The following is a 19394-nucleotide window of genomic DNA, read 5'->3' on the forward strand; positions in this document are numbered from 1 at the left end:
CGATTGTAAGTATTTTGCATTGCAGTCGTATTTTGTTTAATTGCATGCCTTGACAATATCTGCCTAGGCACTAATATGCAGATTATCTGTTATCTTGGCAAATCATGGACCAGAGTGCCGAAAATTTTTATAGCGTCGACAATTACACGCCTGAGGAGTCGGTGGGATATTTGATGCGAGGTGCCTGGCAAGCATTGCTCAGAAATATCGACGCTGAGATGCAGATATTCGATCTCACGGGTTTGCAATGGGGGCCGCTATTGCTGGTCGCCAAAGGCTGCTGTGATAGCGTGGCAACTTGCGCACGGGCGAGTTATACCGATAGTGGTGCGATGACGCGGATGCTGGATCGACTGGAAGGCAAAGGGCTGCTGCGTCGGGTCCGCAACCTGGAAGACCGCCGCGTGGTCAATATCGAATTGACCGAGGCAGGCCTGGAGATTGCAAGGCAAATTCCGGCCCGTCTGGTGAAGGTGCTCAATCAGCATCTAGGTGGCTTTAGCGACTCGGAATTTCAGCTATTCAAGCAAATGCTGCGCCGCTTTACGGCAAATGGCAGCGTTCCGCCCAGTAGAACATGAAGCAGACCTGCTTTTCACGCAGCGTTGTGCCCCGGGTGTCCATTGCCATGGTCCTGGTGCTGGGTTTGTCCGGGTGCGCTGACTTTGCCGGGATACATACACGGGCGCACATGATTCAATCGAAGTCCTTGGCTGGCATGGGGCTCTATCACTCCAGCCCGGAAACCTTTCCTCAACAGCATTGGTGGACGGCATTTGGAGATGCGCAGCTCGATGGTCTGATTACCCAGGCGATTGCCGCCAATCCCAGTCTTAAAGTCGCTCAGAGCCGGGTGGCTGAGGCGCGAGCATCCGCGGCGGCAATTGACAGTACGCGTTATCCTCAGCTAAACGGCGATGCCAAAATAACCCGCGAGCGCCTGAGTGAACACAGTATTTATCCGCCGCCGCTCGGAGGGAGCACGGTCACCATGAATTCCGCCAATTTGAGCGGGCAATGGCAACTGGATCTGTTCGGCAAAAATCGCGCAGCTCTGGATGCTGCCATCGGCCAATCACGCGCGGCCGAGGCGGATGCCCAGGCAGCACGCGTCCTGCTGGCGGCGAATGTGGCGCAGAGTTACTTCAACTTGGCGCGGTTGCTGGCACAGCAGGATCTGGAACGTGACTTGCTGCGCCAGCGCAAGCAGATTCAGGAATTGGTCAGTCAACGCGTAGCCGCCGGGCTGGATGCCACACTGGCCCAGCGCCAGGCACAAGCCGAAGTGCCGCAAATCCGTCGCGATCTCGCCGCACTGGCTGAACAGGTTGCGCTCGCCCGGCATGGTATGGCGGCATTGATAGGTGCCGGGCCTGACGCGACGGACAGGCTGGTTGCGCACTTTCCCGAAGTGGCGAGGCCTCAGATTCCAAGCCAGATACCCGCCGAGTTGCTCGGGCATCGTGCTGACGTCGTCGCAGCACGCTGGCGCGTTGAAAGCGAATTGCAGGGCATACGCGAGGCACGCGCAGCGTTTTATCCCAACATCAACCTCAGTGCATTTATTGGCTTCGAGTCCATCGGCCTGTCCAAGTGGTTGAGTGCAGGCAGCCGAACGTTCGGTGCCGGACCGGCGCTCAGTTTGCCGATTTTTGATGCGGGCCATTTACGCGCCCAGTTGCGAGGGCGCACTGCACGCGCCGATGCTGCAATAGAGAGTTACAACACGACTGTGCTGAATGCGTTACGGGATGTGGCTGATCAGCTTTCTTCATGGCACGCAGTGCAGACGCAATTGCAGGAACAGATGGCAGCGCGGAAGGCGGTCGACAGTGCCTATGACATGGCGTTGGCGCGCTATCAGGAGGGACTGACCAATTATTTGAATGTGCTCACGGCCCAGAACGCAGTACTGCAACAACGCAATAAGTTGATTGACCTGCAAGCCCGCGTGTATGACCTCGATGTGGGGCTGACGCGTGCTCTTGGCGGAGGATACCGTGCTCCGCTGAAAGCCGTTCAATTATCGAAGGGCAAAGAGGGATCAGAATAATGTCCGGAGAATCGGGATGAGCGAACAAAACCTATCTTCTCAAGAGACGCTGCAAAATCCAGACGACCAAGCGCGGCGCCGCAAAAAATGGCTGCTGATTCTGGCTGCGGTATGCGTGCTCGCAGCCATCGCCTATGGCGTGCACTGGTATATTCTGGGGCGGCACTCTGAATATACGGACGACGCCTACGTCGCTGCGAATATTGTGCAGATCACGCCACAAGTTGCCGGCACCGTGGTGGCAATCGGCGCGAACGAAACCGATTATGTCAAGGCTGGAGAAACGCTGGCCAGGCTGGATGGCACCAATGCTCAGCTGGATTTGCAGTCGGCCGAAGCACAACTTGCGCAAACGGTACGCGAGGTACGCACACTCTATACCGGCAATGGCAGTCTGGAGGCAGCGGTGAATCAGTACCGCGCAGAGCTGGACCAAGCGCGATCCGACCTGGCAAGCGCACAAACCGATTTGTTACGACGGCAAAAACTTGCAGGAACCGGTGCAGTCTCGCAGGAAGAGGTACAGCACGCCCGGACTGCACTGGATAATGCCCGTAGCCGAGTTGCGGTAGCCATCGCACAACTTGGTGCTGCGCAGGAAAAGCTGCGTTCCAATCAAGTGCTCACAGCCGGCACGACCGTGCGCGAACATCCAAAAGTCCAGGCGGCGGCGGCAAAGGTAAGGCTGGCTTTTCTGGATTTGAAGCGTGATTCGATTCTGGCGCCCGTGGATGGCTATGTGGGCAAACGCGCGGTCCAACTCGGACAACGTGTCGCTGTAGGCACGCCCTTGATGACCATCATTCCGCTGAGCCAGGTATGGGTGGACGCTAATTTCAAGGAAACCCAGCTGCGTAATATGCGGATCGGTCAGCCTGTGGAGTTGACCGCCGATCTGTACGGCAGCGGTGTGGTATATCACGGCCACGTACTAGGCATGGGGGCGGGAACCGGTGCAGCGTTTTCCTTGTTGCCGGCCCAGAATGCCACCGGCAACTGGATCAAGGTTGTGCAGCGCATCCCGGTACGTATAGCGCTTGATCCCAAGGAACTGGCTACTCATCCATTGCGGGTCGGAGCGTCTATGGAGGTTACCGTGGATGTAGCGAACCAGGGGGGTAACGTGCTGGCGACTATATCTTCTCCCCGGATGGTGGCGAAGACCGTAGTGTATGGCGGCTTTAATCATGCCGCTGACAGCCTTATCAACCGGATCATTTCGAATAATCTGGACACCAAAGCGGTTCAGGCAAATACGCATTGAGCCGCCAGTAATCTTGCAATGACTACGCCCTCCAACACCAGCGATTCATCCCGGACACCCTCTGCGGCCGCGGCAGGGCAGGAGGCTAATGGCGCACCTGCGCCCCTCCAGGGTGGCATGCTGGTTTTAGCCAGCACAGCGCTGGCATTGGCTACCTTCATGAATGTGCTGGACACCTCGATTGCCAACGTATCGATTCCAGCGATTTCCGGCGATCTGGCGGTCAGTTCCAGCCAAGGAACCTGGGTCATTACCTCGTTTGCCGTAGCCAATGCGATCGCGGTGCCGCTGACCGGCTTTCTGACCCAGCATTTCGGCGCAGTAAGGCTTTTTGTCACCAGCATTCTGCTGTTTGTTACCGCGTCCTGGCTATGCGGCATGTCCACCAGCCTGGGCATGCTGATTGCATTCCGCGTGATTCAGGGCGCGGTGGCCGGGCCCATGATTCCATTGTCGCAATCCTTGCTGTTGTCCAGCTATCCGAAAGCAAAAGCCGGTTCTGCATTGGCGATCTGGTCCATGACAACCTTAATCGCGCCCGTCATAGGGCCACTGCTGGGCGGCTGGATTACCGATAATATTTCCTGGCCATGGATTTTCTATATCAATATTCCGGTCGGTCTGCTCGCTGCAAGCGTAACCTGGATGCTATATCGGAAGAGGGAAACACCCATTCGCCTGGTACCCATTGATTATGTCGGATTGATTGCGCTGATCATCTGGGTAGGCGCCTTGCAAATCATGCTGGACAAAGGCAATGAACTGGACTGGTTTGCCTCCACCCAGATTGTAGTCCTCGCCATTGTAGCGGGAGTTGGATTTTGTTTTTTTCTGATCTGGGAATTGACCGAAGCGCACCCCATTGTCGATTTAAGTTTGTTGCGCCGCCGCAATTTCTGGTCGGGTACCCTGGCACTGGCCGTGGGTTACGGCGTATTTTTTGGTAATGTGGTGCTGATGCCGTTGTGGTTACAGCAGGACATGGGTTATACCGCCACGATTGCTGGTGCGGTATTAGCGCCGGTAGGTTTTCTGGCGATCCTGTTTTCGCCATGGGTCGGGAAAAACGTTCATAAATATGACCCGCGCCTGTTTGCCAGTTTTGCTTTCCTGGTTTTCGCCCTGATATTGTGGATGCGCTCCCGCTTTACGGTAGAGACTGATTTTGTAACCATCATGATCCCGTCCCTTATTCAGGGTATCGCCGTTGCGGCCTTTTTTGTTCCGCTGATGACGCTGATTTTTTCAGGATTGAAACCGGACAAAATACCCGCCGCCTCTGGTTTGTCGAATTTTGCGCGCATTACCGCAGGCGCAATCGGCACATCTATTTACACAAGCTTATGGGTAAACGGCGCCTCTTTTTACCATGCAAATCTGGTGGGCCATATCAATTTCGCTAACCTGGCCACACAGGAAACACTGAGAAAACTGACCGACACCGGCATGAGCCAGCAACAGGCTCTGGGGCAGATTAACAATCTGATAAACCAGCAGGCCTACACATTGTCGGTAGACGAACTGTTCTGGATTTCGGCACTCCTGTTTATTGCACTCATTGGCTTAATCTGGCTGGCGCGCCCGGCCAAAGCAACACCGCCCTCTGCTGAAGCTTCAGCCGCACATTAATCAGGGTGCATGCAGAGCGGAACTGGCGGATTGGGTTTTGTAAGCAAAGCATCTCTCATCCGACCAAAATATATCCTTGCCAAGGAGGATCATTCGCTCTTTTTGGCTCTCTGAATGTCGATTCTTGAGTCTGCAGCAGTATCAATTTTTATTACCAATGGAGAACATGTTGAAAAACGCCCCATCGTTCCGGCAGGAAACGCTCGGAAACAAAAAGACCGGAAAAGGCTTGTCCTCACTTGTGGGAATCATCCTTCTAGGTGCGCTGACCATAACCAGTGCGACCCAATCTATCGCGGCGACCGCCCAACAAACCAGCGCATCAGCACACCAGCTAGCCCTCGACAAAACGCTGCGTGCCGCTAAAGACGCCACCTGGATAGCAGAAGGAAATGGACCGCGCCTGGTTTATATCTTCTTTGACCCGGAATGTCCTTATTGCCATAAACTTTACCAGGAGACCCGCTCGTCGATCGGCCGGGACGGCTTGCAGGTGCGCTGGATTCCGGTAGGTATGCTGATGCCCAGCAGTGCGGGTAAAGCAGCAGCTATTCTGGATGCCAAAGACCCATTGGCGGCTTTCCATAAAAATGAGGACGAGTTTGGCCCTGCGCCCAAGTTCGGAGGCATCGCAGAAACGATCCCATCCGAACAAGCCACAAAACGTTTGCAACAGAATGCCCAACTCTTCAAACAGACCGGCATGCCAGGCGTTCCAGTCATAATGTTCCGTGAGGCCTCGGGTAAGGTACGTATCGTTGATGGTGCACCATCGCCAAGTCTGCTCAATGAGATGCTGCGCAGTGTAAAGTAAGGGCTTCAAAAGCACGGGCCACACACCGGCCGACTTGGGGCTAGCCATGCAGAAACATTTCGATTTTCTGGCGCTTGGGGGAGGAAGCGGCGGCATTGCGGCAGCCAACCGTGCCGCCCGCCATGGGGCTAAATGCGCTGTAATAGAGAAGGCTCGACTTGGCGGCACTTGTGTCAATGTCGGCTGTGTACCGAAAAAAGTCATGTGGAATGGCGCAGCACTTGCACATGCTCTGGAGCACGCTGAAGATTACGGATTCGCACTGACCGGGATCGAGTTTCACTGGTCCAGACTCAAGCAGGCGCGCGATGCCTATATCCAGAATCTGAACCGGCATTACCAGACCTCACTTGAAGACAATAAAGTCAGCCTTATTCACGGCGCAGCCCGCTTTATTGATGCCCATACCATAGAGGTTGAAGGAGAGCGGTATACCTCCGGGCATATTTTGATTGCCACAGGGGGCAGGCCACTTGTGCCTGAAATTCCCGGCGCAGAATTCGGCATTACATCAGACGGTTTTTTCGAGCTGGAACAACGCCCAAAACGGGTAGCCATCGTAGGTGCCGGTTACATTGCTGTAGAGCTGGCGGGGGTGTTGAATGCCCTGGGCAGTGAGGTTTCCCTTCTGCTCCGGCGCGGGCACTTTCTTGATCAGTTTGATGCCATGCTGCGTGAAACACTGATGGAAGAGATGCTGGAAGACGGTATCGCGATATTGCCGCGCACTCAGATCATGGAAATCGTGCGCGAATCCGGAGGTCTCTCGTTACAGTGTGAAAATGAACGCCGTATCCCCGGCTTCGATACCCTGATCTGGGCCATCGGACGCGCGCCAAATACGGAAAAACTGAATCTGGAAGCAGCGGGCATCACCACTGATAAACAGGGATATGTACGTACCGATGAATACCAGAATACCCAGGTGTCCAGCATTTATGCGGTAGGAGACGTCTGCGGGCGCATTGCCTTGACACCCGTTGCCATCGCTGCCGGGCGCAGACTCAGCGACCGCTTGTTCGGCGGCAAATCGGACAGCCATCTTGATTACACAAATATTCCATCGGTCATATTCAGCCATCCACCCATTGCAACTATCGGCATGAGCGAAACCGAAGCACGCGAACTCCATGGCGATGCGGTAAAAATATATCAGACCCGCTTCACACCTCTGTTCCATGCCTTCACGCAACGCAAGGTCAAAACCGTAATGCGCCTCATCACAGTCGGGGCAGACGAAAAAATCATTGGTTGTCACATCATCGGCGACGGAGCGGATGAAATGATGCAGGGTTTTGCCGTGGCAATTCGCATGGGTGCGACCAAAGCCGATTTTGATAATACGGTAGCGATACACCCCACTAGCGCCGAGGAATTAGTGACCCTGCGTTGACGCAAACCTCGCCATCCCGGCGAGATAAAAATAATGCGTTTTTGTCATGGCGGAATAGCAACTGATGGTCTAGATTTACTATTCGACTGAGTGACCACGCTGGGTCGTTCCCAATTGTCATTACTGGAGGGGTATGTAAATGGCTGCCAATCTTTTTCCTGTAACCGACACCAAAATATCTTCATTTCGTACTAAACATGGCAGTGACGCAGCGAAGATCATCACGGATTTCCTGAAATGGGCCGAACGAGAGAAGGGATTGCTTTTGTGTGAACCCTATAAACCGCAGTATGACTGGTTCATACCTATTCTTTACCAGACGAAGGATCTGGCTGCTGAGTTTTTGGGTACAGCCAACCTGGAAATCAGGTAACAAAAAGCAAAATACTGGTTGATTCAACTTTGTTTCATTGGCTAAGTATGACAATGGCGTGTTAACCCTGACTTTGCCCAAAAAACCGGGAATGGCTGGGAAACAACTGTCTATTGGCTGATTAATATGGCCAGGCGCGGGTGTTGATACCGGTTTCGGCGGCAGGAAAGGGCAGGGGCCGACTGTATTCCAAGGAACCGTGGATTCCGTGAACGCATTGGCAATGTCGCTGTTCAGGAGAGCGCATGGATATTGAAGATGAATTGCAGGCGACGATTGCTGACATGGTCCAGCCCGGCACAGGCATTCTTGCCGCAGACGAGAGTTTGCCCACAATCGCCAAGCGCTTTAAGCCTGTCGGCGCCGAATCCACCGAAGAAACTCGCCGCGCCTATCGTTCGCTTTTGTTCACTACGCCCGGACTCGGCAAGTTCATCAGCGGAGTCATTTTGTTCGAAGAAACGCTCGACCAGCGTGCTGATGATGGCACGCCACTAGCCCAAGTCCTGGCGCAGCAAAACATCGTGCCCGGTATCAAGGTAGACAAAGGCAAGATTCCGCTTGCCGGCGCGCCCGGGGACGAGATCACCCAAGGCCTGGATGGCCTGGCTGAGCGGCTCAGAGTGTATAAAGGACAAGGCGCGCGTTTTGCCAAGTGGCGCGAAGTATATGCCATCGGCGAACGCAATCCTACTCAGCTCGGCATTGATGCCAATGCGGAGATGCTGGCACGCTATGCCGCCGTTTGTCAGGAAGAAGGCGTCGTGCCCATCGTCGAACCGGAAGTGCTCATTGACGGCGATCATAGCCTGCAGCATTGTCTCGAAGTGAACGAAGCAGTACTGCATGCGGTTTTTCACGCCCTGCACCGGCACCGGGTAGTACTGGAATACATGGTCCTGAAACCGAGCATGGTGCTGCCTGGCAAACTGCATCCGGCACGGGCGACTGCCGAGCAGGTGGCTGCTGCGACGGTCAAGGTGTTGCGGCGGGCGGTGCCCGCAGCTGTGCCGAGCATAAACTTCCTGTCGGGCGGACTGAGTCCGGCAGAAGCGACTGCCAACCTGAACACAATGAATGCCCTGTTTTCCGGTTTGCCATGGGCGTTGTCTTTTTCCTATGGGCGCGCCCTGCAGGAACCGGTTCTGCAAGCCTGGGCGGGCAAGGCAGAAAACAGGGCCGCCGCGCAACAGGCGCTTTATCGGCGCGCGCAGCTAAACAGCTTGGCGCGCTATGGAAAATATCAACCAGAGCTGGAAAACGAAACATGAAGTGCAAGCACTGATACAGGCTACTCGCCCCGTATCAACAGTACCGGTGTTGTAGCGATACGCACGACATCCTCGGCGACGCTGCCCAGAAACAGATGTACAAAACCGCGCCGGCCATGAGTGCCCAGCACGACCAGATCTGCCGGCCATTTCTTCGCCGCTTCTACAATCTCGGTAGCGATCCGGGTAACGCCCAGGGTTTCCAGAAGACTGGTTTCTACAGCGACATCAGCCTCCCGGACACGGGCTTCCGATTTCCTGAGCAGACTCTCGCCGCCTTGCCGCAAGCTCTGCACCACTTCATGTATCGATACCAGGCCGCCATTATCCACATCCAGCATGGCGGTATCCACGACATGAGCCAGTCGCAAAACCGCCTTGTGTACCTGAGCGAGACTGATCGCCTCTTCAAGCGCCTTGTCGGAAGTGCTGCTATTGTCTACGGCAACAAGAATACGTTCGTACATCGGCTACCTTCCAAATTCAGCGTCAATTCACAGATAAACCCAGTCTGTTTCAAATCCCGGCATACCATTCATAGCCCTGATCTTCCCAGTATCCACCTTTTCCGCCGCCGATGCTGGCGAAGCTGTCGACAACCAGGATGCCCGTAATGTATTTAGCCATTTTATAGCCGAGCTGGCGTTCGATGCGTACGCGGATCGGTGCGCCGTTGGCAATTGGCAAAACCTGATCATTGAGTTCATAGGCGAGTATGGTTTGCGGATGGCGGGCATCGTCCATATCAATGCTCTCGTAATAGCGCGTCCCCAGCGCATCCATCGGGTCGGCACAGTAAAACACCACATAGCGGGCTTCCGGCCTGGGTTGTACCTGATCGAGCACTATGCTCAATGGGGTACCTTTCCATTTGCCTATGGCGCTCCAGCCTTCCACACAGTCATGACGGGTAATCTGGGTACGACTGGGCAAGCTGCGCAATTCGGCTAGCGAAAACGACATGGGGCGAGCCACCAATCCACCGACTTGCAAACGATAATCAGCAAAGTTGTTGGCTGCCAGAGCCTGATACTGCGGGTTTTCCGGGTTGGAAGTGCCGTTGCTGCGAAACTGCGGCGACAGATCGGCCTGGGTGAATTCCTGCGCCATGGCCTTGCGCGGTGTGATCAGGCGCTGCGTGGCCTGGGTGAGTTTTTCTGCACTACCGAGCACCTTGGGAAACCATTCGCTGCGCGACAGCCGTTCGCATCCGGACAGCAGCAATACACTGCCCGCAGTAAGGGCGCGCAGAAGAAACGCCCTACGCCCGGACTTATTCATGGTCATGGTTTTGTTCCTTACTGGCGAGACGGTAATATCCGGTAATCATTGAACGCAGGTTGTTCCATAGCCCGCTGATGATGACTTCGAAAACGTGGACAAATACAAATGCCACAAGTACCCAGGCCATCACGAAATGGAGAGTACGTGCCGATTGTCGCCCGCCAAAAATATCGACCCAACCCGGGATCAGCGCATTCAACCATGGTGACATTGCCCAACCCATCAAAATAATCAGGGGAAACAGCCCGAAAATAACGCTCAGATAAGAGATTTTTTGCAGGATGTTGTAGTGCAGGGCGGCCTCGCCCTGCGGGTGACGGAAACGCAAGTGATCCTTGATGGACTGACCGATGGAGTTCCAGTCGCAACGGGTGGGTGCCAAATCACGCGTCAGATGGCGACTGAACAGCGCATACAACAGATAAGCCACACCATCAATGACCAGCACCCAGGCGAAGAAAAAATGCCAGCGCCGCGCCATGGCCAGCCACTGCGTACCTGGCAGCGTCATCGAGGCTGGAAATCCACGCTCGCTTAGTTCGCCGTCTACATCTTTCGACCAGCCGAACACACCTGTGGTGTTGAATTCATGGCCGAAAACAGTGGTGACGCCAATAATATTGCCCTGAGCTGTTTGTCTGGCGTTCATTTCCAGGATTGGAGGACGCCCTGTATAAGAGGATTTGCCCCAGTTCAGGGCCGGATGCGCATTAAAAATCTGTAAACCGCTCATGAGGAGCAGGAAAAAGGCGGTTACGCCGATCCAGTGCATGATGCGTATGGGCAAGGTATGCCGATAGTAAAGATTGTTTGTCGTGACATCACTGCCGTCATGCTGTGACATTTTCAATCCTCATCTGCGGAATAGCTTGCCTGGGATCAATGCGGTAACGGGCTTGTGCCATCGTTGCTCTTAGTACCATAGGAGACATTGGAGAAAAAGCAATCCCTGCAAATTGTTCTGCCGCATTGAACGTCTCCTGTTCCTGTCTGCCTCACCGTCAGAACACAATAAATGTGTGACACAATTCAAGCATTTCTTCATATATCAGGCGTATCCATTGAATCCTATAGTTTCCACAATGACTGACTCGCTATGGTTCTTGCTGGTGGGTGGCCTGTTGCTAGTCATGGGCCTCACCACTTCCCTCCTCAAGCGACTGCCGGTCACACCAGCCATAATTTATCTGGCGGTGGGCGTACTGGTTGGACCTACCGTGCTTAACCTGTTTCATTTCAACCCGCTCAAGGAATCGGCGCTACTGGAAGTACTGACTGAAGTAGCCGTATTGATTTCCCTGTTTTCTGCAGGTGTAAAAATGCCGGTGCCATTCAGCTTTGTCCGCTGGCGCGCACCGATTCTGTTGGCGACGGTGTCCATGTCCTTAACTGTCGCGATGGTCGCCGCCTTTGCCCATTACCTGGCGGGATTGCAGCTGGGTGCTGCTATTCTCCTTGGTGCGATTGTTGCACCCACTGACCCGGTACTGGCCACCGATGTGCAAATCCGTCATCCCGGAGACCGCGACCAGTTACGTTTTACCTTAACCTCCGAAGCCGGGATGAACGACGGCAGCGCGTTTCCATTCGTGATGCTGGGGATGGGATTGCTGGACCTGCATGACATCGGCGAGTTTTCCCTTAACTGGGTATTGGTGGATGTGCTATGGGCTACCATGGCGGGTATCGCCATCGGTGTCGTCGCTGGCGTAGCCCTGGCGCGTCTGGGCTGGAAATTGCGTCGAGCACCCCTCAACCATGAACTGATGGATGACTTCCTCGGCCTCGGTCTGATTGGGGTCGTGTACGGTTTGGCTGTGCTGGTTCACGCCTGGGGATTCCTGGCGGTTTTTTTCGCCGCCGTCGCGCTACGCCAGACTGAGCTGAAGCTTGCTAAAGATGCTCTGGAAACCAGTATTGGACGCACTACCCAGGAAATTGTACGCGCAGATACAAATGCTTACCCGGATCCAGAGCCTCCGCCAACGGTGAGCGAAGGATCGCTGGTATTCAAGGAGCATCTGGAGAGACTTTCAGAAGTGATTCTGATTCTGTTGATCGGGGGCACGCTGTTTATCAACTCATGGAGCTGGAAAGCCGTGGCACTGGCGCTGTTTTTGTTTGTGGTGGCACGTCCGCTAAGTGTGCTCATCGGTCTGGCAGGCACGCGCACTCCGTGGCGGATACGCGGAATGACCGCATGGTTCGGCGTGCGCGGGATCGGTTCCCTCTACTATCTGATGTACGCCATCCAGCATGGACTGCCTGAAACGCTGGCGTTGGAATTAATCCAGATGACGCTGATAGTGGTCGCACTCTCGATACTTCTCCATGGCATCAGCGTCAAACCATTGATGGGGCATTTCTGGCGGCGCAACAAACAGATATCAACACCCTAAAGACTGTCTCAGGCTGGAGGCATGATATTCAGAATCCATAGCCTAGCGTGGCTTGCAGGCTGCTATCCAGGGATTTTTTGCCTGCTGCGGGCTGGTGATCCCAGTTAACGGTAAATGCAAGACCGGTGGTAATGCTTTTCCCCACCGGTACCAGCAAGGTGGTTTTGCTACGTAACAGCATGTCGGCGTAACTGGACAGCGGTAAAAATACCTCGCTGGAATTTTCCACTTTCAGGCCACGGTTCCAGAAATACTGATCGTAGTCCACGCCGAGGCGCAGCGCGGGTTCATTAACGACGGATGCATTCTTGAAATGGGTACGAATGAAACTCAAGCCGCTTTCCAGCCCCAGATTCAAGTTTTCGCCACGATATACCTGATAGCCTGATCCGGCACCCAATGTGGTGCGCAAATCGATATTGGCAAGCCTGTCCTGTTCGAGTATGCCTTGTGCATAGAGATACATGCGTTTGCTGCGAAAACGGTCGTATTTGCCGGAGAGGCGGCGCCGTTCGGTAGTAACTATGGAATTGGCACCCGTTTCATGGTGCAAATCCCCCTTGAGTATGGTTCGGTTCAATCTGTTTTCGTATGTAAGCTGCCCGCTGAAATAATAATTGCTGGTGTCCGTATTGCCCCGTGCAAAGCCCAGCCCGGCATCCAGTCGCCCCGAGTATTTAAAGGCATCAGGGTCGATAATTTTTGTTGGATTAATGGCCAGAATATCGTCGCGACGCAATTTCTCACCCTTGCTCGGCCCGGTTGCAATCTGCATGCCGTTCTTGCCATCCGATTCGACCGTACCGTCAAATTCTCCACTCTGCAATACAACGTGCGCTGGTGTCGTCAATTCGATTTGTGTAACGGCAGGCCACGATACGGTAATTTCCTTTTTCGCCACTCCCCATGAAGTCTTGATCGTCAGCTTGCTTGCTTCCATTCGTACGATCTTGCCAGTGATGCGATCGCCATTATTCAGCACTACCTGATCGGCTTGAGCAGATGAAATAAAAAAACAAAAAATCGGCAGCATCTGTCGGATGTTCATGGGTTTACTCCGGGAGATTAATTGCGGGTACCGAGCCTGAGAAGGCTGGCGGAATGAATGCTATCTACCGAGTCGAGGCCAGACCCGGTAGAAAGTTCCATCCACGGATAAAGGCACAATCACAGGATGCGTTCGTTTTTTTTTTGCAAAAATTTCCATGGGCAGACTGCCTGTGCAAACGCTATCATTTGCCCCATGGATGATGAATTTTACATGCGCGAAGCCATGCAGCTGGCGCGCAAGGCATGGGATGCCGGCGAAGTGCCGGTTGGCGCATTGGTTGTGCTGGATGGTGTCATTGTCGGACGCGGTTTTAACGCGCCGATTTCACGCCATGATCCCTCAGCGCATGCCGAGATGATGGCGCTGCGCGATGCGGCGCAGCATCTAGGCAACTATCGTCTGCCCGGCGTGACCCTGTACGTCACGCTGGAGCCCTGTGCGATGTGCGCAGGGGCAATCATGCACGCGCGCGCGGCGCGCGTGGTATTTGGCGCAGCGGACCTGAAGACAGGTGCGGCGGGCAGCGTGCTGGATCTGTTCGCGGAAACCCGGCTCAACCATCACGCTGAAGTGATCGGCGGGGTGCTGGCTTCGGAATGCGGGATCATGTTGTCGAATTTTTTCACCGAACGGCGCCAGATGGCCAAACTAACATGAAGATTGAAATTTCCATCGCCGAACAAACGCTCGATCTGTTTGATGAAACAGACAGGCTGGTCAAGCGTTACAAAGTTTCCACTGCTTCCAATGGGGCAGGGGAACAATCCGGCAGCTTCCGGACACCGCGTGGGGAGCACGTGGTGCGCGTCAAAATCGGCGCAGGTCTGCCACCGGGTTCAGTATTTGTCGGGCGTCGTCCAACCGGAGAAATATGGACGCCGGAACTGGGCGCGCAATTCCCCGAACGTGACTGGATATTGACTCGCATACTCTGGTTATCCGGCAAGGAACCGGGTTTTAACCGCCTGGGCAACGTGGACACCATGCGCCGTTATATCTACATTCATGGCACACCGGACGACCAGCCTATGGGCGTGCCTGGCTCGCATGGCTGTATCCGCATGAGCAATGCGGATGTGGCAGACTTGTTTGATCGCATCCCGACCGGGACGCCGGTATGGATACGCGGAGACTCTGAAACCGCTATTTAACATCGGTATGTAAACTTAAGAAGGGCTGGCACGTTAATAGCGGTGCCAGTCCAACTTTAGGTACCGAAAAATGAATTTGCAGGCTTTTCAGGCAGCATCCGATGCTTCTCCAGGGAAACCCCATGAGCAGCGCATTGCTGGCCTGCATCAATTATTTGAAAATACGGTGGATGCCACGCCGGATCGGACGGCGCTGGTATGTGAAGGCGTTGAATATACCTACCTTGAACTGGAATGGCTTGCCAACCGCATGGCTTGGCGCCTGCACAGTGAGGGGGTGGCGGCGGGCGACAAGGTGGGCGTGCTGCTGGACCGCTCGCTGCAAACCTACGTCGCCGTCATTGCCATCCTCAAGCTGGGCGCCGCCTACGTGCCGCTGGACGCCAGCTTCCCGGCCGAGCGCATTGCCTATATCGCGGAAGATGCCGCATTCAGCCTGCTGGTCAGCCACTCGCGTTATGCCCCGTTATTGGCTGGCCTGCCGTGCGCGTATCTGTTGCTTGATAAAGAAACCGAGCGCCTGCGGGCACTGCCTGCCACGCGGCTGACTGGCAAGCTTCCGGATAACCTGGAGCGCATGCTGTGCTACATCATCTACACCTCGGGCTCCACCGGCAAACCCAAGGGAGTGGAGGTCGAGCATCGCAGCGCCGTGAACTTCATCCAGGTTGCCACCGGAGTTTACGGCATCGTGCCTCAAGACCGTGTGTATCAGGGGCTATCCATCTCGTTTGATTTTTCCATCGAGGAAATCTGGACAACTTTCAATGCTGGCGCCACCCTCATCGCCGGCCCGGCGGACAAGGAAGCTGCGCTGGGCGATCGGCTGGCGGATTTCCTCAACGCGCAGCTAGTGACCGTGCTATGCACCGTACCCACGCTGCTGTCCCTGATCGATAAAAACATTCCCACGCTGCGTTTCATCAACGTCGGCGGCGAAGCCTGCCCGCCGCATCTGGTCAAGCGCTGGTCGCGCCCGGGCCTGCGCTTCATCAATACCTACGGCCCGACCGAGGCGACCGCTTCGGCGACCTGGGCGGAGCTTTCCCCCAACAAGCCGGTGACCATCGGCCGCGCGCTGCCCACCTACACGATTTATTTGCTGGATGAGGCCATGCAGCCGGTGCCGGACGGCGCCATCGGCGAGATCTACATCGGCGGCGTTGGCGTGGCACGCGGCTATACCAATCGGCCCCAGCTCACAGCAGAACGCTTTCTGTCCAATCCCTTGTCCCTGGAACCGGAGCGTCTCTACCGCACCGGCGATCTGGGCCGGCTTAACCCGGAAGGCGAAATCGAATACCTGGGGCGCGCCGATCTGCAGGTGAAGCTGCGCGGTTATCGCATCGAACTGGGTGAGATCGAATCGGTATTGCTGCGCGCGCCCGATATCCAGGCTGCCGCCGTGACCGTAGCCCGGCAGGATGACGGCATTGAAGAACTGGTCGCCTACATCGTCCCCAAAGCCAGCAGCGGGATCGACCACAAGGCCGTGGCAGCGCTGCTGCGCCAGGATTTGCCTGCCTACATGATCCCGGCGTATTTCGAGATTGTGGGTGATCTGCCGACGCTGTCCAGCGGCAAAATCAACCGCGCTGCGTTACCCAAACCCGGTTTTCATCGCCTGGTTGCCAGCGGCCAGAAAGTGGCACCGCAGGGCGAACTGGAAACCGCCATCGCCAGCGTCTGGGGCACAGTGCTGGGGCTGGAGCAAGTGTCTGTAGTGGACGATTTCTTCCTCGATCTGGGCGGGCATTCGCTGTTTGCCGCACTGGCCGTGTCGCAGCTACGCAAACAACCCGGCATGGCGCACGTGAGCCTGTCCGATCTTTACACCCATCCGACCGTGCAACGCCTGGCGCACTATCTGGCCAAGGCCCGTCCGCAGCCCAGCGTGTTGCCTGCTCCAGTGCATGCCGCCGCACCCGACTGGCTGCGTAATCTGCGTTATTTCCTGACCGGTACCGGACAGGCGTTTGCACTGTATCTGCTGTTCTTCCTGCCTGCACTGATGCTGGCCATTGTCGGTGGCGTTATCCTCACGGAAAACGGCTTGATGCAGGCAGTGGGTTTGCTGGGCACGGTAAGCGTCATCGCGCTGACTTATCCGGTGCTGACGATCCTGTTGGCGGCGGCGGTGAAATGGCTGGTCATTGGCCGCTACCGCGCCGGCAGCTATCCGCTATGGGGCAGCTATTATTTCCGTTTCTGGCTGGTGGGACGGGTGGCGGCACTGGTACCCCTTCATCTCATCGCCGGTTCACCGCTGATGCGCTTGTATCTGCGCCTGATGGGAACCAGGGTCGGCAAACATAGCCACATCGGCACCCAGCAGATCGCTGCCTTTGACATGCTGGAAATCGGTGCGGATGCGAGTGTCAACCACAATGCCCAGTTGCTGGGCTATAGCGTACGCGATGGTCGCCTGGAACTGGGACCGATAGTTCTGGGCGCGGGCAGTCATGTCGGCAGCCAGGCAGTGGTCGGCATTCATACCCGGATCGGCGACAATGCAGCACTGCTGGAAAAGTCGCTGCTCCCCGCCGGGGCGACGATTCCCGCCAATGAGGCGTGGGAGGGCTCTCCCGCACGGCCGGTAGGCCTGTCAGCCACTTTGCTGAATGGCACTCCGGCGCGTCCGGCCAAGCCCTTGCCAAGCTGGTCCATGCTTGCCGGTTACTGGATCGCCGCTTTCGCCGTGCTGCCGCTGGTGCCCGCGCTGGCGATCGTACCGGGACTGGCGCTGATCCTGTATCTGACGCATCACGCGGGCCTGGCTGGCTATCTGGTGGCGCTGCTGCCCGCAGGTCTGTTGTACGCGATCACGCTGTCCATCCTGGTGGTGGCACTCAAACGGCTGATCCTGCCCAAACTGGAGGCGGGCGTGTACCCGGTCGAATCCGCCTTTTACCTGCGCAAATGGCTGGTGGACAAGCTCGCGGAAACCAGCCTGCTGTTCAACCAGGCCCTGTATGCCACGCTTTATCTGCCGCCGTTCCTGCGCATGCTGGGCGCCAAGATCGGCGCGCGCGCAGAAATCTCCACCGTCTCCAACCTCACGCCCGACCTGCTCGAAATTGGTGAGGAAACTTTTCTGGCCGATCAGGTTTCGGTTGGCGCGGCGCGCATCCATCATGGCCTCGTCACACTGCAACCGGTGCGAGTCGGCGCGCGTGCATTTATTGGCAACGCCGCAGCATTGCCAGTGGGGGCGACGGTTCCGGACGGCAGCCTGATCGGCGTACTGTCTACCCCGCCGCGCCAGTCCATGCCGGCAGGCAGCGCCTGGGTCGGCCTGCCCAGCTTCTTCCTGCCGCGCCGGCAAATGGTGGAAGGCTTTAGCGAAACCGATACCTATCGTCCCAGCCGTCGTCAGGTCGCCATGCGCTATGGTTACGAGATGCTGCGGATTATTCTGCCTGCGGCACTGTCCTTTGGTGCCGTCGCTGTAGTGCTGCAGACCCAGGACTGGCTGGATGATGCCTACGATCTGCCTGTGGTACTGGCGCTGCTGCCGCTGGTCTCCATCGCCGTTGTGGTCGCCGTCACCCTGTTCGCTGCCGCGGTAAAATGGCTCATGGTGGGCGCCTACAAGCCGCGTGTGGAACCGCTATGGAGCCACTTCGTGCGCCGCGCCGAATTCGTCACCGGCCTGTATGAAAACACCGCTGCACCGTTATTGATTACGCCGCTGCTGGGCACCCCGTTTGCCGGCTGGATATTGAGGCTGTTCGGCGTCAAGGTCGGCAAGCGCGCCTTCATCGCCACCACTTTTTTTACCGAATTCGACCTGGTGCACATCGGCAACGACGCCGTCATTTCGCATGACGTGTCGTTGCAAACGCACTTGTTCGAAGACCGCATCATGAAAATGTCCCACGTGCGGGTGGGCGATGACTGCGCGGTGGGGGAGAGCGGCGTCGTGCTCTACGATACCGTGATGGAACCCGGCTCCAGTCTCGGCGCACTTTCCCTGATGATGAAAGGCGAAACTCTGCCGCAAGACACCCACTGGGTCGGCGCCCCGGCGCAGAAAGAAGCCGCTTGACCATCGATAGCGTCGCGCTGCTTGCTCTTTTTGGACTCACCCCGGAAACCCTGCCGAAGCTGGCAGACGGGGCGGAGTACCTTGCTGTTCCGCTGCCTCAGAATGTCCCGACGGAGAGCCTCGACGCCAGCGAGTTCCAGCGCGCAACGGCTTATGGCAACCGCGTCGCTGCGCAGCAATTCACCGCCTCGCGCGTGTTGCTGCGCGCCGTGCTCAGCCACTACCTCGGCTGCGCTCCGGCTGCCATCGCCTACGCCCAGCAAAACCTGGGCAAACCCACTCTCGCGGCACCTCACGCCGGTCAGCTGCATTTCAATCTCGCGCGCCGTAACGGCTGGTGTGCCATTGCCCTGTGCCGCAATCATCCGGTGGGGGTGGATATTGAACAGGTGCGTGAGTTAATGGGTATGGAAGATGCCGCAGCAGTATATTTCAGTGCTAATGACTGCATGGTATTGAATCAATTGGGGGGGGCGGCGAAACAGAGACGCTTCTTCGAGTTGTGGACAGCACTGGAAGCCAGCTGCAAGCGGCTTGGTTTGCGGCTGGTAGAAGCGCAGACGGTGAGCGGGAATCAAAGCCTCCGTGTTTCGCATCATTACCTGGAAACGGAATGGCTGATTGCAGTTGCTGTTTAAGTCAGACAAACAGTGTTCCGGCCCGC

The 19394-nt window shown here is 56.2% G+C and carries 17 protein-coding genes; 13 read left to right on the plus strand and 4 right to left on the minus strand.

What is annotated here, in order from left to right; all coding sequences use genetic code 11:
• Positions 1 to 104 precede the first annotated feature (104 nt).
• From ACFDAU_RS08230 to ACFDAU_RS08265, 8 genes are all read left to right on the plus strand, one after another.
• The gene (locus ACFDAU_RS08230) at positions 105 to 581 is read left to right on the plus strand and encodes a MarR family winged helix-turn-helix transcriptional regulator (RefSeq protein ID WP_413436456.1); all 477 of its coding nucleotides are present in this window, start codon (positions 105 to 107) and stop codon (positions 579 to 581) included.
• Positions 578 to 2053, plus strand: coding sequence for an efflux transporter outer membrane subunit (locus tag ACFDAU_RS08235; RefSeq protein WP_413436457.1), 1476 nt, complete (start codon positions 578 to 580; stop codon positions 2051 to 2053). The genes ACFDAU_RS08230 and ACFDAU_RS08235 overlap by 4 nt, the downstream gene beginning before the upstream one ends.
• A 16-nt stretch (positions 2054 to 2069) precedes the next feature.
• Positions 2070 to 3317, plus strand: coding sequence for an HlyD family efflux transporter periplasmic adaptor subunit (locus ACFDAU_RS08240; RefSeq protein ID WP_413436458.1), 1248 nt, complete (start codon positions 2070 to 2072; stop codon positions 3315 to 3317).
• 18 nt (positions 3318 to 3335) lie between these two features.
• On the plus strand, positions 3336 to 4946 hold the full coding sequence (locus ACFDAU_RS08245) for a DHA2 family efflux MFS transporter permease subunit (protein ID WP_413436459.1): 1611 nt from the start codon (positions 3336 to 3338) through the stop codon (positions 4944 to 4946).
• Between the two features lie 166 nt (positions 4947 to 5112).
• The gene (dsbG, locus tag ACFDAU_RS08250) at positions 5113 to 5760 is read left to right on the plus strand and encodes a thiol:disulfide interchange protein DsbG (RefSeq protein ID WP_413436460.1); all 648 of its coding nucleotides are present in this window, start codon (positions 5113 to 5115) and stop codon (positions 5758 to 5760) included.
• 46 nt (positions 5761 to 5806) lie between these two features.
• The gene (gene gorA / locus ACFDAU_RS08255; protein ID WP_413436461.1) at positions 5807 to 7153 is read left to right on the plus strand and encodes a glutathione-disulfide reductase; all 1347 of its coding nucleotides are present in this window, start codon (positions 5807 to 5809) and stop codon (positions 7151 to 7153) included.
• Positions 7154 to 7292: 139 nt separating this feature from the next.
• Positions 7293 to 7526 (plus strand): hypothetical protein, encoded by a 234-nt coding sequence (locus ACFDAU_RS08260; protein ID WP_413436462.1) that lies wholly within the window; start codon positions 7293 to 7295, stop codon positions 7524 to 7526.
• A gap of 245 nt (positions 7527 to 7771) precedes the next feature.
• Positions 7772 to 8797 carry a class I fructose-bisphosphate aldolase gene (locus ACFDAU_RS08265; protein ID WP_413436464.1) on the plus strand — a complete coding sequence of 342 codons (1026 nt, stop codon included), beginning with the start codon at positions 7772 to 7774 and terminating at the stop codon, positions 8795 to 8797.
• Between the two features lie 20 nt (positions 8798 to 8817).
• Here the strand turns inward: ACFDAU_RS08265 and ACFDAU_RS08270 are convergent, their stop codons facing one another.
• The 3 genes from ACFDAU_RS08270 to ACFDAU_RS08280 are packed head-to-tail and all read right to left on the minus strand — an operon-like array spanning position 8818 to position 10925.
• A complete protein-coding gene (locus ACFDAU_RS08270) occupies positions 8818 to 9264 on the minus strand; it encodes a universal stress protein (protein ID WP_413436465.1) in 447 nt (148 codons plus the stop codon).
• 49 nt (positions 9265 to 9313) lie between these two features.
• Positions 9314 to 10084, minus strand: coding sequence for a molybdopterin-binding protein (locus ACFDAU_RS08275; RefSeq protein WP_413436466.1), 771 nt, complete (start codon positions 10082 to 10084; stop codon positions 9314 to 9316).
• The gene (locus ACFDAU_RS08280) at positions 10071 to 10925 is read right to left on the minus strand and encodes a cytochrome b/b6 domain-containing protein (RefSeq protein WP_413436467.1); all 855 of its coding nucleotides are present in this window, start codon (positions 10923 to 10925) and stop codon (positions 10071 to 10073) included. The genes ACFDAU_RS08275 and ACFDAU_RS08280 overlap by 14 nt, the downstream gene beginning before the upstream one ends.
• A gap of 238 nt (positions 10926 to 11163) precedes the next feature.
• Between ACFDAU_RS08280 and ACFDAU_RS08285 the strand changes: the two genes are divergently transcribed.
• Positions 11164 to 12480 (plus strand): cation:proton antiporter, encoded by a 1317-nt coding sequence (locus ACFDAU_RS08285; RefSeq protein ID WP_413436468.1) that lies wholly within the window; start codon positions 11164 to 11166, stop codon positions 12478 to 12480.
• Positions 12481 to 12508: 28 nt separating this feature from the next.
• Here the strand turns inward: ACFDAU_RS08285 and ACFDAU_RS08290 are convergent, their stop codons facing one another.
• Positions 12509 to 13528 carry a YdiY family protein gene (locus ACFDAU_RS08290; protein WP_413436469.1) on the minus strand — a complete coding sequence of 340 codons (1020 nt, stop codon included), beginning with the start codon at positions 13526 to 13528 and terminating at the stop codon, positions 12509 to 12511.
• 195 nt (positions 13529 to 13723) lie between these two features.
• On the opposite strand from ACFDAU_RS08290, the gene tadA reads away from it, so the two are divergent.
• The 4 genes from tadA (at position 13724) to ACFDAU_RS08310 (ending at position 19368) form a co-directional block, all read left to right on the plus strand.
• Positions 13724 to 14188 (plus strand): tRNA adenosine(34) deaminase TadA, encoded by a 465-nt coding sequence (gene tadA, locus ACFDAU_RS08295; protein WP_413436470.1) that lies wholly within the window; start codon positions 13724 to 13726, stop codon positions 14186 to 14188.
• Positions 14185 to 14682 carry a L,D-transpeptidase family protein gene (locus ACFDAU_RS08300; RefSeq protein ID WP_413436471.1) on the plus strand — a complete coding sequence of 166 codons (498 nt, stop codon included), beginning with the start codon at positions 14185 to 14187 and terminating at the stop codon, positions 14680 to 14682. Before tadA ends, ACFDAU_RS08300 begins: the two co-directional genes overlap by 4 nt.
• A 70-nt stretch (positions 14683 to 14752) precedes the next feature.
• Positions 14753 to 18730, plus strand: a complete 3978-nt coding sequence (locus ACFDAU_RS08305) for a Pls/PosA family non-ribosomal peptide synthetase (protein WP_413436472.1) — start codon at positions 14753 to 14755, stop codon at positions 18728 to 18730.
• Positions 18727 to 19368 (plus strand): 4'-phosphopantetheinyl transferase family protein, encoded by a 642-nt coding sequence (locus tag ACFDAU_RS08310; protein WP_413436473.1) that lies wholly within the window; start codon positions 18727 to 18729, stop codon positions 19366 to 19368. The genes ACFDAU_RS08305 and ACFDAU_RS08310 overlap by 4 nt, the downstream gene beginning before the upstream one ends.
• Positions 19369 to 19394 lie beyond the last annotated feature (26 nt).

The organism is Sulfuriferula sp. GW1 (assembly GCF_047300855.1).
Lineage (GTDB): Bacteria > Pseudomonadota > Gammaproteobacteria > Burkholderiales > Sulfuriferulaceae > Sulfuriferula.

Coding starts and splice junctions, on each gene's coding strand:
- ACFDAU_RS08260 (WP_413436462.1), top strand. CDS start 7,293: ATGGCTGCCAATCTTTTTCCTGTAACCGACACCAAAATATCTTCATTT.
- ACFDAU_RS08280 (WP_413436467.1), bottom strand. CDS start 10,925: ATGTCACAGCATGACGGCAGTGATGTCACGACAAACAATCTTTACTAT.
- ACFDAU_RS08265 (WP_413436464.1), top strand. CDS start 7,772: ATGGATATTGAAGATGAATTGCAGGCGACGATTGCTGACATGGTCCAG.
- ACFDAU_RS08300 (WP_413436471.1), top strand. CDS start 14,185: ATGAAGATTGAAATTTCCATCGCCGAACAAACGCTCGATCTGTTTGAT.
- ACFDAU_RS08285 (WP_413436468.1), top strand. CDS start 11,164: ATGACTGACTCGCTATGGTTCTTGCTGGTGGGTGGCCTGTTGCTAGTC.
- ACFDAU_RS08230 (WP_413436456.1), top strand. CDS start 105: ATGGACCAGAGTGCCGAAAATTTTTATAGCGTCGACAATTACACGCCT.
- ACFDAU_RS08270 (WP_413436465.1), bottom strand. CDS start 9,264: ATGTACGAACGTATTCTTGTTGCCGTAGACAATAGCAGCACTTCCGAC.
- dsbG (WP_413436460.1), top strand. CDS start 5,113: ATGTTGAAAAACGCCCCATCGTTCCGGCAGGAAACGCTCGGAAACAAA.
- ACFDAU_RS08290 (WP_413436469.1), bottom strand. CDS start 13,528: ATGAACATCCGACAGATGCTGCCGATTTTTTGTTTTTTTATTTCATCT.
- ACFDAU_RS08305 (WP_413436472.1), top strand. CDS start 14,753: ATGAATTTGCAGGCTTTTCAGGCAGCATCCGATGCTTCTCCAGGGAAA.
- ACFDAU_RS08245 (WP_413436459.1), top strand. CDS start 3,336: ATGACTACGCCCTCCAACACCAGCGATTCATCCCGGACACCCTCTGCG.
- gorA (WP_413436461.1), top strand. CDS start 5,807: ATGCAGAAACATTTCGATTTTCTGGCGCTTGGGGGAGGAAGCGGCGGC.
- ACFDAU_RS08235 (WP_413436457.1), top strand. CDS start 578: ATGAAGCAGACCTGCTTTTCACGCAGCGTTGTGCCCCGGGTGTCCATT.
- ACFDAU_RS08275 (WP_413436466.1), bottom strand. CDS start 10,084: ATGACCATGAATAAGTCCGGGCGTAGGGCGTTTCTTCTGCGCGCCCTT.
- ACFDAU_RS08240 (WP_413436458.1), top strand. CDS start 2,070: ATGAGCGAACAAAACCTATCTTCTCAAGAGACGCTGCAAAATCCAGAC.
- tadA (WP_413436470.1), top strand. CDS start 13,724: ATGGATGATGAATTTTACATGCGCGAAGCCATGCAGCTGGCGCGCAAG.